Annotated in this window: 12 protein-coding genes; 2 read left to right on the plus strand and 10 right to left on the minus strand. The window is 65.8% G+C overall.

The window, feature by feature from the left end:
• From A2J02_RS11545 to mqo, 10 genes are all read right to left on the minus strand, one after another.
• The coding region (locus A2J02_RS11545) for an NAD(P)-dependent oxidoreductase (RefSeq protein WP_331712146.1) at positions 1 to 420 on the minus strand (420 nt) is incomplete at its 3' end.
• Positions 387 to 2,069 (minus strand): ATP-binding cassette domain-containing protein, encoded by a 1,683-nt coding sequence (locus A2J02_RS11550; protein ID WP_068050229.1) that lies wholly within the window; start codon positions 2,067 to 2,069, stop codon positions 387 to 389. The genes A2J02_RS11550 and A2J02_RS11545, both read right to left, overlap by 34 nt.
• Positions 2,070 to 2,121: 52 nt before the next feature.
• Positions 2,122 to 3,789, minus strand: coding sequence for a DUF7800 domain-containing protein (locus tag A2J02_RS11555; protein WP_068050231.1), 1,668 nt, complete (start codon positions 3,787 to 3,789; stop codon positions 2,122 to 2,124).
• Positions 3,790 to 3,846: 57 nt separating this feature from the next.
• Positions 3,847 to 4,863 carry a zinc-binding alcohol dehydrogenase family protein gene (locus tag A2J02_RS11560; protein WP_068050232.1) on the minus strand — a complete coding sequence of 339 codons (1,017 nt, stop codon included), beginning with the start codon at positions 4,861 to 4,863 and terminating at the stop codon, positions 3,847 to 3,849.
• A gap of 2 nt (positions 4,864 to 4,865) precedes the next feature.
• Positions 4,866 to 5,252, minus strand: coding sequence for a cobalamin biosynthesis protein (locus A2J02_RS11565; protein WP_068050234.1), 387 nt, complete (start codon positions 5,250 to 5,252; stop codon positions 4,866 to 4,868).
• A 13-nt stretch (positions 5,253 to 5,265) separates the two neighbouring features.
• Complete coding sequence (locus tag A2J02_RS11570) at positions 5,266 to 6,660, minus strand: cobyrinate a,c-diamide synthase (protein ID WP_068050236.1); 1,395 nt, start codon at positions 6,658 to 6,660, stop codon at positions 5,266 to 5,268.
• On the minus strand, positions 6,654 to 7,274 hold the full coding sequence (gene cobO / locus A2J02_RS11575) for a cob(I)yrinic acid a,c-diamide adenosyltransferase (protein ID WP_037189604.1): 621 nt from the start codon (positions 7,272 to 7,274) through the stop codon (positions 6,654 to 6,656). The genes A2J02_RS11570 and cobO overlap by 7 nt, the downstream gene beginning before the upstream one ends.
• 10 nt (positions 7,275 to 7,284) lie before the next feature.
• Positions 7,285 to 9,225: a magnesium chelatase subunit D family protein gene (locus A2J02_RS11580; protein ID WP_197478004.1), complete on the minus strand. Its 1,941-nt coding sequence runs from the start codon at positions 9,223 to 9,225 to the stop codon at positions 7,285 to 7,287.
• Between the two features lie 240 nt (positions 9,226 to 9,465).
• Positions 9,466 to 9,942 carry a GNAT family N-acetyltransferase gene (locus A2J02_RS11585; RefSeq protein WP_068050238.1) on the minus strand — a complete coding sequence of 159 codons (477 nt, stop codon included), beginning with the start codon at positions 9,940 to 9,942 and terminating at the stop codon, positions 9,466 to 9,468.
• An 11-nt stretch (positions 9,943 to 9,953) separates the two neighbouring features.
• Entirely contained in the window at positions 9,954 to 11,474 is a 1,521-nt protein-coding gene (gene mqo / locus A2J02_RS11590; RefSeq protein ID WP_068050240.1) for a malate dehydrogenase (quinone), read from the minus strand.
• Positions 11,475 to 11,666: 192 nt separating this feature from the next.
• Here mqo and A2J02_RS11595 point away from each other — a divergent pair, with 192 nt between their 5' ends.
• On the plus strand, positions 11,667 to 12,707 hold the full coding sequence (locus A2J02_RS11595; RefSeq protein WP_068050242.1) for an alpha/beta hydrolase: 1,041 nt from the start codon (positions 11,667 to 11,669) through the stop codon (positions 12,705 to 12,707).
• A complete protein-coding gene (mtr, locus tag A2J02_RS11600; RefSeq protein ID WP_068050244.1) occupies positions 12,704 to 14,089 on the plus strand; it encodes a mycothione reductase in 1,386 nt (461 codons plus the stop codon). Before A2J02_RS11595 ends, mtr begins: the two co-directional genes overlap by 4 nt.
• Positions 14,090 to 14,129: the final 40 nt, after the last annotated feature.

The raw sequence follows: 14,129 nt of genomic DNA on the forward strand, positions 1-14,129 counted from the left end.
CCCGTCCCATTCGGCGGACGCCGGGGTGACCGCGGTGCCGTCCTTGGCGATGTCGGCTCGCACGCAGAAGATCTTGGACGCGGTGGCCTCGGCGACGATGGCGATGTTGGTCGCGGCCTCGTCGGTGCACGCGACGGCGTACCAGGCGTCGGCGAGGTCGCCCTCGCGATAGTCACGCAACTCCATGGTCACCTGACCGGCAGTTGCCATCGCCTCCACAGCGGGCGTGGCCTCCCGAGTGATGACGTGAACCACAGCACCGCAGGAGATGAGCAGCGGCAATCGGCGCTGCGCGACGGTGCCGCCACCGACCACGACGACGCGTCGACCTTCCAGATTGAGGCCGACCAGATAGGGAGAGTCAGTCGCGTTCACGAGAGGAAACGCTACCGCGCGCGCTGCACCCGCTTCTCGTCCCATACGGGCTCGTTCGATTCGTAGGCCTGACCGGTGCTGCCGAACACGAGGAATCGGTCGAAGCTGCGCGCGAACCAGCGGTCGTGGGTCACGGCGATGACGGTGCCGTCGAACGCGGCGATGGCGTCTTCGAGTGCGTCGGCGGACATCAGGTCGAGGTTGTCGGTCGGCTCGTCCAGCAGCAGCAGGGTGGCCCCGGAGAGTTCGAGCAGCAGAATCTGTACGCGCGCCTGCTGGCCACCGGAAAGATTGTCGTAGGACTGTTCGGCGGCTCGGGCCAGACCGTAGCGGTCCAGTGCCCGGCCCGCGGCCTCCCGGCCCATGCCGTCGCGGTGTTCGTTGCCCATGTGCAGGATATCGAGGAGTGTGTTGCCCGCGAGATCGGGCCGAGTGTGGGTCTGCGCGAACAGGCCGGGCCGAACGCGAGCGCCGAGCACCGCGGTGCCGGTGTGCGGAACGGGATCGAGTGCCAGTTCCTGAACCGGCTCGTGCTCCTTCTCCGGATCGGTTCCACCGTTGGCGAGCAAACGCAGGAAGTGCGATTTGCCGGAACCGTTGGAGCCCAGCACGGCGACGCGGTCTCCGTACCAGATCACGGTGTCGAAGGGCTTCATCAGTCCGGTCAGTTCCAGTGCCGTACACACCAACGCGCGCTTGGCTGTGCGGCCGCCGCGCAGACGAACGGTGACGTGCTGCTTCAACGGCACCGCTTCCGGCGGTCCGGCCTCCTCGAACTTCGCCAATCGAGTCTGAGACGCGTGGTAGCGCGCAGCGACCCCGTCGTTGAACTTGGCCTTCTCCCGCAGGCGCAGCACCAGTGCACGGAGTTTGACGAGTTCCTCGTCCCACCGCCGTCGCAGTTCGTCGAGCCGAGCATTCCGGTCCTCACGCGCAGCGTGATACGTCGCGAACCCGCCGCCGTGCACCCAGGAAGTGGCACCGCTGACGCCCGGTTCCAGGGTCACGATCCGATTCGCGGCGTTGGCGATGAGCTCCCGGTCGTGACTGATGAACAGGACGGACTTGTCGGAATCACGAATGGTCGATTCGAGCCAGCGCTTGCCCGGCACATCGAGGTAGTTGTCCGGTTCGTCGAGAAGCAACAGATTGTCCGAGCCCGCGAACAACGCTTCGAGCACCAGGCGCTTCTGCTCACCGCCACTGAGAGTCGATGCAGCGCGCCACTTCGCGCGGTCGAACGGCATTCCGAGGGCCGCCGTGGTGACCTTGTCCCAGAACGGTTCGAGGTCGTAACCGCCGACATCGCCCCAATCCGACAGGGCCTGCGCGTATTTCATTTGGGTCTTCTCGTCGTCGACCTCGATCATCGTGTTCTCGGCAGTGTCGAGGGCAGCGGCGGCCGTCCGCACGGGCGGGGACGCAACCGACAGCAGCAGATCACGCACTGTCGAGTCGTCTCGTAGCTGGCCGACGAACTGCCGCATCACTCCGAGCGAGCCCGAACTCGACACCGATCCCTCGTCGGGGGTCTCGTCACCCGCGATGATGCGCGTCAGCGTGGTCTTACCGGTTCCGTTGGGCCCGATGAGGGCGGTCTTGGCACCGTCGCCGACACGAAACCCGACACCGTTGAGCAACTGCCGCCCGTCGGGCAGGAAGTAGACGATGTCGTTGAGTTCGAGGTGGGCCACAACGAACCAGCCAACCTCATCGGCCCGGCTATGGCCAATCGTTTACCGTTCGCTAGGCGAGGGCCAGGGTCGACGTCTCGGTGAGCACCTGCTTGCCCGCGTCGTCGACATGAGCATGGTGCACCCGCAACCGGGCGGAGTCGCCGTGCAGAGTCAGCAGCATGACGCCGTTGGCGAACCATGGCCCGGCCTCGGCCTCCCATTCGACACCGGAGGGGCCCACGTGGGCAGCGCGCGCCAGCTTCGACAGAATTCGGGCGGCGGGACGCTTGATGGCCAGCTTGTTGACCGCGCGAATCGGCAGATCGAGTGGATTGCGGAACGGCGACATAGTGAGCTGATACGTGGCCGGTACCTCGCGCCCGCCGACACCGAAGTCCGCGTTCGCCACGTAGGAGCAGTGCACGTCTCCGGACAGCCACATGATCGAGGCGGGTTTGTTCTCGCCGCGGGAGAGCTCACGCGTCAGAGCGGCCATGTCGTTGAACGAGTTGGTGAAAGCGGCCCAGTGTTCGAGATCGAGACCGATCCGCATCTTCTCGGCCACCTTTGCCGACATCGAGCCCCAACTGCCCTGCGCCACAGCCTCGTTCCACTGTTCCAGGTAGTGCAGCGCGGGCAGCATGAGGTAGGGCAACGACGATCCGAACAGCAGATGCCGCGGAGTGGTCTCGAGCGCGCGTTCACGTACCCACGCCCACTCCTTCTCGTCGACCATTTCTCTGTTGTCCGGATCCAGGTTTCGAGAGCAGCGCGAATCGATCATGATCAGCCGCGTGTCGCCGAAGTCGCGGTAGAAGCTCCAGCGTCCGGTCTCGGGCCGCCGGTCGACTCGTAAAGCGAAGTCGGACAACAACTTCTCGCGCTCTGCGTCACTGGCGGCCGATCGTACCGCGGCATACATCTCATCCTGCGCAAGCTCCTTGGGCGAGAGGTTGCCCAAGTGCTGATACACCCAGTACGACGAATACGCGCCGACCACTCGGTCGTTCCACCAGGGCCGCGTCACGATGTCTCGACGCCAGGAAGCGGATGAATTCCAGTCGTCGCGCAGGTCGTGGTCGTCGAGGATCATGCACGACGGGATGCTCGCCAACAGTGTCCGCACCGGCTCGAGTCCCCAGGACTCTCGGTACAGCCACGAGTACTCCTCGAAATCGCAGATCTCGTTCTCCGCGTCGGTACCGACGGCACTGCGTGGACCCTCGCCGGACCGACGCCGCGCCTGCAGCCGTTCGACGATTTCCGGCGACGGATCGTCGGCGTAGACCTGATCGCCCAGGAGCAGCAAGGCCTGCGGCCACCGGCTCGGGTCCTCCTCGATCAGCGCGTTCCCGAGCCCGGCCAACGCGTCGGCTCCGATCTCCTTCAAGGATTCGTCGCTGTAGTTGTCCCCTCGCCGACAGGATCCGAATGCCAGCGTGACAGGCCCTTCGGCGTCGACCGTGTGAATGGCGGCCCTTCGGCCTTCCGGCGGCCACACTCGACGCTCGTCGACGAACACCTCGTAGTGCACCGAAGAGTTGGCGGGCAGACCTTCCAGTGGCACCAGCGCATAGTGGTGTCCGTGCACGCCCCACGTTCGTTCTTCTGCGCGGACGCCGACGTCGGTCACGACCGTTACGGTCGACGATTCGGCCATCTCGAACCACAGGGTCGCAGTCTCGGTGCCGACGTACCGGACGATCGGGCCGAGTAGGACGAGGCTGTCGGAAGTCATTGGATCCACATTGCCTGCGTCGGCCCGCTTTCGCCAGTCAGTGGCGCGGATCGGTCCTCACGAGCGGGCTGCGATCACAACCTTTCCCCGTACGTGCCCGGTTTCGACCAACCGATGCGCTTCGCGCAGCTGCTCGGCATCGATCGGAGACAGAACCGTCGTGACGGTGGTGCGCACCGAACCCGCATCGACGAGCTCGGCCACCCTGGTCAGTAGCTCGTGCTGGCGAATCAGATCCGGCGTGTCGTGCATCGGACGCGCGAACATGAACTCCCAGTGCCACGAGATCGCCTTCGTCTTGAGCGGCAGAACGTCGAGGGTCTCCGGATCGTCGATCGCCACGATCTGACCGAACGGCGTCAACAGGTCCGCGTAGACCTCGACCTGCCCGGAGGAATGAGCAGTGAACACGTAATCGACGCCGTCGGGCGCTACTCGGCGTACTTCCTCCCGAAGATCGCGTCGGTGATTCACCACCTCGGCTGCACCGAGAGAACGGACCCACTCCTCGGCGTCCTCGTCCGCTGCCGTCGCGATCACGCGGACGCCAGGAACGAGGCCCCGAACCAGCTGCAGCACAACGGATCCCACACCCCCGGTGGCGCCCACCATCAGCAAAGTTCCGGTGGTCTCGGCAGTGATGCGGAGCTTGTCGAACAGACCTTCCCAGGCAGTGATCGCAGTCAGCGGCAATGCCGCAGCCTGTGCGAAATCGAGGGTGGTCGGCTTCTTCGCCACGATGCGTTCGTCCACCGCATGGAACTGCGAGTTCGTTCCGGGTCTGCCGATGTCGCCCGCGTAGTAGACCTCGTCGCCGGGCGCGAACATGGTGACGTCGGCACCGACAGCGCGCACCACACCGGCGGCGTCGAACCCGAGGACCTTCGGGGTGCCCTGCGGATCGTTGCCGGCGCGGACCTTGACGTCCACCGGATTCACCGACACGGCACGCACGTCGACCAGAAGATCGCGCGGGCGCACGGTGGGCAGGTCGAGGACCACATCCGTCAGGCCGGCAGGATCGTCGATCGGAAGCGAGCGGGTGTAGGCAACGGCTTTCATCGTCTCGGTCATACCTACAGGATGGCCCGAACCCCCTGTCCACCGTCAAGGCAGAGCTCGACCACGGCAACGGTGACACCGTCCAGACCGAACCTGGGTACCGTCACCTCCGTCGAACGACCGGCCAGCAGTGCCGCTGCTTCGGCGACGCTGGCGCATCCGACGGCATCGAGCACACGCACCGACACGGTGGGTGTCACGACGGTCGACAGTTCGAGCGCGGAGTACGTCACGCCCCGAACCCCCATGCTCGACGCCACCGCGGCAACCAGGTCGGCTTTCCGGTCGATGGAGGCGATCGCCTCGACGCTCCAGTCCGGTTGCAGCACCGTCGAGATCGCCGCCTCGACGTCGGCGGCATCGACGCCGGCTCGGGCACCTATTCCGACGACGACCCGCATTCTCGCGATCCCTCTACACTCGCGCGTAGTCGACTGCGGCGGCAACGAACCGGGTGATGGATCCGGGATTGCCCGCCGCATGGGTGTGCAGGTACGACGCGTGAACACCGCCCTGCACGAATCCCTCGCGCGCCGCAGTTCTGCCGTCGGGGCTCTGCTTGTGCCAGCCCCACGCGGCCGAGGCGCTCTCGCGCACGTCCACGAGTTTCGTTCGGTGGAACTCGTGGCCGGTGACGCGGGTACCCGCGTCGAACAGTGTGGACGATTCGAGGGCAACCGCATCGCGGTATCCCAGCGTGAGGGTGTTCCCGAATTCCGCGTCCACGTCGACGACCCCGGCCATGGCATGACCGTCCAATCGGCTTGCCAAATACAGCAATCCGGCGCATTCGGCATGAATGGGCAAACCCTTGGCCGCGGCCGTCCTGATATCGGCCAGCAGCAGTTCGTTCGCCGCCAACGCGGCCGCATGCTCCTCGGGGAATCCACCGGGAAGAACGACTCCTGCTGTGCCGGGCGGCAATCCGTCACGCAGCGGATCGAACACGGCCACGTCGGCCCCGGCTGCGCGGAGCAGTTCGACGTGTTCGGTGTATCCGAAGGTGAATGCGGGGCCACCGGCCACCGCGATCACGGGCGATCCATCGGAGCTGTGTACCTCGTTCTCCGGGGACCACTGCGGCGCTGTCACCGACGATCGAGCCAGGGCGCTCACTGCCTCGATGTCGACGAACCGGGAGACGAGTGCGCTCATCGCGTCGACGGCATCGGTTGCGGCACCACCGTGTTCGACTGCGGTGATCAGCCCCAGATGCCGTGACGGGACCACCAGTTCGCTCATGCGCGGCAACGCGCCGAGTACCGGAACACCCACCCGTTCGCACGCTTGGCGCAACACGTCCTCGTGCCGCTGACTGCCGACGCGATTGAGAATCACTCCGCCGATGCGGACGCTGGCGTCGAACGTCGAGAACCCGTGCAGCACAGCGGCAAGCGATTGACTGTGTCCGCGGGCATCGACCACCAGGATCACCGGGGCACCGAGCATCGCGGCCACTCGTGCGGTCGATCCCTCGGCGGAGGCCTCCCCCGGTCCGGTCATGTCGATCTTGCCGTCGAACAGTCCCATGACGCCCTCGACGACCGCGATGTCGCACCCCCGACTGCCGTGTCGGAACAGGGGCCCGATGCGGTCGGCACCGACCATCACGGCGTCGAGGTTGCGGCCCGGGAGCCCGGCCGCGAGCGAGTGATATCCGGGGTCGATGTAGTCCGGCCCCACTTTGAACGGTGCGACGGTGCGACCGGCATTGCGCAGCGCACCCATCAGTCCGGTGGCCACCGTCGTCTTTCCGCTGCCCGACGCGGGGGCCGCGATCACCACTGCGGGACAGGACGCGTTCACCATTCGATGCCTCGCTGACCCTTGCGTCCCGCGTCCATCGGATGCTTGACCTTGGCCATCTCGGTGACCAGGTCCGCTGCCTCGATCAGTTCACGGGGTGCGTCGCGTCCGGTGATGACGACGTGCTGATTGCCGGGTCGGTGGGTCAGGACGTCGACCACCTCGGCGACGTCGACCCACCCCCACTTGAGTGGATAGGTGAACTCGTCCAGTACGTAGAACCGGTGCGACTGCTGCTCGATTCGTCGAGCGATCTCCCGCCAGCCCTCTGCCGCAGCCTCGGCATGGTCGACATCGCTGCCCTTCTTGCGAGTCCACGACCAGCCCTCGCCCATCTTGTGCCATTCGACGGCTCCGCCGACCCCGGTGCTCTCGTGCAGTTCGCCGAGGGTGCGAAATGCCGCTTCCTCGCCGACTTTCCACTTGGCACTCTTGACGAACTGGAACACTCCGACGTCGAAACCCTGATTCCAGGCCCGCAACGCCATGCCGAATGCGGCGGTCGATTTCCCCTTGCCCGGGCCGGTGTGCACGGCAAGGACGGGCAGATTGCGGCGCTGACGCGTCGTGAGGCCGTCCTGCGGAACGGTTCCGGGAGCCGGTACACCCTGAGGCATCGCGTACCCCCTACGCCGCTGCGCGAACGACGGCAGCGACCTGCTCCGCCGACAGATCCGCCAGGGCCACGTAACCGCCGCCGAGGCACGCCGCGAAATCTGCGGCGAGTCCGAGGCGGACCATTCCCGATTCGCAGTCGACGACGACGGAGGCGATCTTGTCCGACGCGATGCGTCCCGCGGCGATCCGGGCCCGGCCGACGGGGTCGGTGCCTCCGGTGGCACGGCCGTCGGTCAACGCGACGACCAGAGCGCGGCGCAGTGGGTCTCGAACACGCTCTCGCAGAACGAGTTCCCGTGCCTGCAGAAAGCCCTGCGCCAGTGGCGATCTGCCACCGGTCTTCATCTTCCGCAACCGCGTCACCGCCACGTCCACCGACGACGTCGGCGGCAACACCGTCTCGGCTTCCGTGCCGCGCACGGTGATCACCGCAACCTTGTCGCGGCGCTGATACGCATCGCGCAGCAGCGAGAGCACCGCACCGGTCACCGCGGACAGTCGATCTCGCGCAGCCATCGAACCCGAGGCATCGACGACGAAGACGATCAGGTTGCCCTCGCGGCCCTCCTTGATCGCGCCCCGCAGATCCGCGGGCTCGAGCTTCAGCCGGCCGGAGGTGCGGCCGCGGACGAACTGCTGCTCGGCCGCGGCGAACAGGGTGCCAACCAGGTGCAGGCCCTTGCCCGACTCGACGGTGGGACGTACCGATCGTCCGTGCGCGGACCGTGACCGCGAGCGTCGACCAGGCGCACCCTCGCCCACTCCGGGAACCTCGAGCAACCGGGCTCTGAACTGTGCTCCCGGAGTGCCTGCCTGCTTCTCGCTGCCGGTACCCGAGGGCGGCGGTGGTTGCGCCGAATCCTCGTTCGAATTAAAGGACTGTGTGTCGGAGGACGGGGACTGGGAGGCGTCGTCGGGAGCCTCGGGATCGGGCGCTCCCCCACCACCGTCGGGGTCTGGATCCGGATCCGGCTGCTGCTCGGCCTGTTCGGCCGCGTCCCGCATGGCGTCGTCCAGTTGCTTGTCGTCGATGCCCGGCTCGTCGAAGGGATCGCGCCGACGCCGGTGCGGCAGAGCCAGTTCGGCGGCAATCCGCACGTCTTCCTCGGCCACGTCGCTTGCGCCTCGCCAGGCGGCGTGGGCGGATGCGGTGCGAGCGAGCACAAGATCGGCGCGCATACCGTCGACGTCGAATGATGCGCAGAGCGCGGCGATACGCCGAAGTTCCTTGTCGCTCAACACCACATCGTCGAGAATCTTTCGGGCGGCCAGAATCTGCTCGGCCACGGCGATGTCCTCGTTGCGGTACTCGGCGGCGAATGCGTGCGGGTCACGCTCGTAGTTCATCCGGCGGCGGACGACGTTCATGCGAACGTCCACGTCCCGCGACGCCGTCACCTCCACTGCCAGACCGAACCGGTCGAGCAGCTGCGGGCGAAGCTCGCCCTCCTCGGGATTCATCGTGCCCACGAGAACGAATTGCGCTGGGTGAGAATGAGAGACTCCGTCACGCTCGACATGCACCCGACCCATCGCGGCCGCGTCGAGCAACACGTCGACCAGGTGATCGTGCAGCAGATTCACTTCGTCGACGTAGAGAACACCACGGTGCGCAGCCGCGAGCAGACCGGGTTGAAACGCACGTTCGCCGTCGCGCAGAACCTTCTCGAGGTCGATGGACCCCACCACTCGGTCCTCCGTTGCCCCCACCGGAAGTTCGACGAGCTTCGCCGGACGCGAGCCGTCCTCGTCTTCCACGGCGGGCAGCAGTGCCGCGAGTGCGCGCACCACCGTCGATTTCGCGGTGCCCTTCTCTCCTCGCACCAGTACACCGCCGATACCGGGGTGCACGGCACACAGAATCAGCGACAACCTCAGCTGATCCTGACCGACGATCGCACTGAACGGATATCCCGGTTCGGGAACACTCCCACTTCGCTGCACAGCCAATTCCCTTCGTGCCCGGAGTTCCGCGCCGGACGTTCGGTCGAGATACGCGAAGCCGAGCGGCGATCTGGCTGACAGGGGAATCTCGAGCGAAGATTCTCCTGAACACAGTGGCGGGACCGCGCCTGATTGACACAGGACTTCTCCGCGACCGACTTCGAACGGAACACTACCGCCGAACGAACGAATGCCACACACGGTAGGGCCGTGTGTGGCATTCGTTCTTGTCGTACTACAGGGAGGTCAGCTCTCGCTCCAGGCGGTGCCGCCACCCCGACGCATCGGCGTGTGCGGGATGCCGTCCTCGAGAACTTCCTCACCGTCCGGCAGGAAGCCGTGCTTGGCGTACATGTCGACGAGGTAGCTCTGAGCGTTGATCCGGCACGGGGCCGAACCGACCTCGGCAAGCGCGGCTCGCAGAATTCGCGTGGTGTGGCCCTGTCCCCTGGCCGAGCGCTGCGTGCAGAGCCGGCCGATACGGAACGCCTTCTCGCCGTCGTCGTGCTCCTCGAGCAGGCGAAGTGTGCACACCACTTCGCCGTCCCGTTCGAGCCAGAAGTGCCGTGTCTCGGTCAGCAGGTCACGCCCGTCCAACTCCGGGTACGCACACGCCTGCTCGACCACGAACACCTCGACACGCAGCTTCAACAGGTCGTACAACGTGCTGTTGGACAGGTCTAGAGCCCATGATCGTTTGAGAGCTGCTGCTTGCGTATTCATACCTTTTGCTATCACACACCCGTGGGCTGTGCGAGCTCACGAGCATTTTCCAGTTGCAGTGTCTTGGACGTCCAGCCCCAGACCTCGTCGAACAACGAGCTGTTCTGCGCCAGCTTGACCCCCAGCGACGGGACCATTTCCTTGAGCTTGGGCTGCCACGCGTCGTACTTGTCACCGAAGCACCGCTGCAGCACGTCCAGCATGGCCGGAACGGCGGTGGATGCGCCGGGAGAGGCACCGAGCAGTCCGGCGATGGTGCCGTCCGCTGCGTTGACCACAGCGGTGCCGAACTCGAGCACACCGCCGCGACCCTTCTTGCGGATCACCTGGACGCGCTGACCCGCGGTGACCAGCTCCCAGTTCTCGCCGAGCACCGAGGGCGCGAACTCGCGCAGCGTCTCGACACGATCTGCCTGCGACTGAGCCAGTTCACTGACCAGATACTTGACGAGTCCGAGTTCGGTCACACCGACCCCGAGCATCGACATCAGGTTTCCGGGCTTCACCGAGGTGGGCAGGTCGGTGATCTTGCCCTGCTTGAGGAACTTGGGCGACCAGCCGGCGTACGGGCCGAACAGCAGACCCTGCTGGCCGTTGATCACGCGGGTGTCGAGGTGCGGGACCGACATCGGCGGAGCACCGACCGAAGCCTTGCCGTACACCTTGGCCGAGTGCTGCTCGATCAGAGCCGGATCGGTGCACCGCAACCACTCGCCGCTGACCGGGAAGCCGCCGAATCCCTTGATCTCCGCGATTCCGGACTTCTGCAGCAGGTGCAGTGCGCCGCCGCCTGCGCCGACGAACACGAACTTGGCGTTGACGGTCTTCTTGACGCCGGTGCGCTGGTTGGCGACCTTGACGTCCCAGCTGCCGTCGGACTGCTTGGTGATGTTGCGCACATCGTGTCCGAAGTGCACTGTGCCGCCCGCGGACGACAGGTAGTTCAGCAGTTGCTTGGTGAGCGCACCGAAGTCGACGTCGGTGCCTTCCTGACTCCAGTTCAGGGCCACGGGATCGGAGAAGTCACGGCCCTTGGCCATCAACGGCAGTCGCGCCGAGAACTCGTCCTCGGAGTCGATGTACTCCATGCCTGCGAACAGTGGGTTGCCCACGAGCGCCTCGTACCGCGCACGGAGGTACTTCACGTTCTCGGCCCCGTGCACGAAGCTCACGTGCGGAATGGGGTTGATGAAGTTCTTGGCGTCGGAGAGCACACCGGTCTCGATGCCGTGTGCCCAGAACTGACGCGACACCTGGAACTGCTCGTTGACGTTGAGCGCCTTGGCGATATCGACGCTGCCGTCCTTGTTCTGCGGCGTGTAGTTCAGTTCGCACAGTGCCGAGTGGCCGGTGCCCGCGTTGTTCCACGCGTCGCTGCTCTCGGCTGCGGCCGCGTCGAGCCGCTCGTAGACGTCGATCGACCAGTTCGGCTCGAGCTGACGGAGCAGCGCACCGAGGGTGGCGCTCATGATTCCGGCACCGACCAGAACGACGTCGGTCTTGATCCGCTTACCCTGCTCATCTTTGGACACTGGAGAATCGACTTCCTTGTCTGTGGAGGTCTCGGCCGGTGGCGGTATCGACCGGAGAACTCTGCTGTAGAGGGCTACTTCACCCGATGCGGTCAGGTTACTAGCTGGGCCTACCCCGTCGGACACCACGTCAACCCGGTTCCGATTGTGCTCCTCGGACGCCGCCCGCGGTGCCCACTACAGTTGTGATCTGTGACTACCTGGGTGCCCGACGTCCTCGGCGACGGCTACGAACAGACGACCATTCCACTCGGCAACGATCCGGACGGCGAAGGGCAGGTCGAGGCCACTCTCGTGCGGTACCAACCGCCCGGTGCCGCCAACTTCGAGCGTTCGGTGATCTACGTCCACGGGTTCACCGACTACTTCTTCCAGCGCCACATCGCCGAGCACTTCGCAGCGCAGGGATACGCCTTCTACGCCCTGGACCTGCGTAAATGCGGACGCTCGCGCCGCGAGGGCCAGACCGCACACTTCGTGACCGATCTGGCGATGTACGACGCCGAGCTGAACGAGGCTCTCGCCCTGGTCCGCACGGAACGCCCGGGTGCCCCGGTCCTACTCATGGCGCACTCGACCGGCGGCCTCGTACTGCCGCTATGGCTGAACCGTCTCAACCGTCAGGAGGGCGGATCGGCCGGGCTGGGCCTGTCGGGTGTGGTCCTCAACAGCCCGTGGTTCGATCTGCAGGGCCCACCTGCCATCCGCAGCGTCGGTACCGCCGCGATCGACGTCATCGGCAGGTTCCGGTCCAAGGCACAGGTTCCCGGCGGCGGGCTCGATACGTACGGGTTGTCGCTCGCGGCATCGGAAAACGGCGAGTGGGACTACGACCTCGACTGGAAGCCCCTGGCCGGCTTCCCCATCACCTTCGGGTGGATTCGCGCCGTCCGCCACGGACACGCCGAACTTCATCGCGGCCTCGACATCGGTATCCCCGCACTGATTCTGCGCTCCAAGGTGACGCACTTCTCGCGCCGATACAGCTCCGCAGTCGACGCCGCAGACGCCGTACTCGACGTTCGCCAGATCGCGCGCTGGGCGGGCTGCCTGGGCGACCGCACCACGATCGTGCCCATCGAGGGAGCCCGCCACGACGTCTTCCTGTCCACCGAGACTCCACGCGCTCGGGCCTTCGAGGAAATGGACGAGTGGATCGAGTGGTTGCACCGAAGCGAGAGCACCGACCACGCGTCGGGCAAGGACCACACCGAGAGCGGGCACATTTCATGACCGAGCATTTCGACGTCGCGATCATCGGCTCCGGATCCGGCAACTCGATAGCCGATTCGCGCTTCGAAGACAAGAAGATCGCTCTGATCGAGGAGAACTCGACCTTCGGCGGCACCTGCCTCAACGTCGGCTGCATCCCCACCAAGATGTTCGTCTACGCCGCCGAGGTTGCGCGGACGGTACGCGATTCCTCGAAATACGGTGTCGACGCCCACGTGGACGCAGTGCGCTGGCCGGACATCGTCGATCGCGTCTTCGGCCGCATCGACCCGATCTCGGAGGGCGGCAAGCGTTACCGCGCCGAAGGCAGCCCCAATCTCACCCTGCTCGAGGGTCACGCGCGCTTCGTCGGCCCGCGCACCATCGACACCGGCACCGGCGCCGTGATCACCGCCGACCAGATCGTCGTCGCCGCCGGATCGCGTCCGACGGTGCCGCAGGCCATCGCCGATTCGGGTGTCGCGTACCACACCAACAGTGATGTGATGCGTCTCCGCGAGCTACCCGAGCACCTGGTGATTCTCGGATCCGGTTACATCGCAGCAGAATTCGCGCACGTCTTCTCGGCTCTCGGCTCCAAGGTGTCGATCGTCGCCCGCAAGGACACCTTGCTCCGCGCACTCGACGCCGACATCTCGAAGCGATTCACCGAGCTCGCCCGCGCCAAGTGGGACGTACACCTCGACTCCGGCGAGACCACTCCCCTGTCCGAGGGCGGGTTGCACGGGGTCCAACTCGCCGACGGCACCAAGGTCCTCGGCGATGCGTTCCTCGTCGCCGTGGGCCGCGAGCCCAACGGAGACCGTCTCGATCCGGCTGCGGCAGGCATCGAGCTCGACGACGAAGGCCGCATCGTGGTGGACGAATTCGGCCGCACCACGGCCGAGGGAGTGTTCGCACTGGGCGACGTATCGTCTCCGTACCAACTCAAGCATGTGGCCAACCAGGAAGCTCGGGTCGTTCAGTACAACCTGCTGCAGGACGCGTGGCACGGCGACACCTCGACGCTACGGAAGAACGACCATCGGTTCGTTCCCGCTGCGGTGTTCACCGATCCCCAGATCGCCGAGGTGGGCATGACCGAAGAGCACGCCCGCGACGCCGGCCTGGACATCACCGTCAAGGTCCAGAACTACGGAGATGTCGCCTACGGCTGGGCCATGGAGGACAGCGAAGGTCTGTGCAAGATCATCGCCGAGAAGGGCACCGGGAAGATCCTCGGCGCGCACATCATCGGCGCACAGGCCCCCACGTTGATCCAGCCACTCATCCAGGCCATGAGCTTCGGTTTGTCCGCCCAGGACATGGCCCGCGGTCAGTACTGGATCCACCCCGGTCTTCCCGAGGTGGTCGAGAACGCTCTCCTGGGACTCGAACTGTAGTTCCGGTTCACCAGGGGCTGGTGCGGAGCACGATCTCGGG

Origin of the sequence: Rhodococcus sp. EPR-147 (assembly GCF_001647185.1) — a bacterium.
In the GTDB taxonomy this organism is placed as follows: Bacteria; Actinomycetota; Actinomycetes; order Mycobacteriales; family Mycobacteriaceae; genus Rhodococcoides.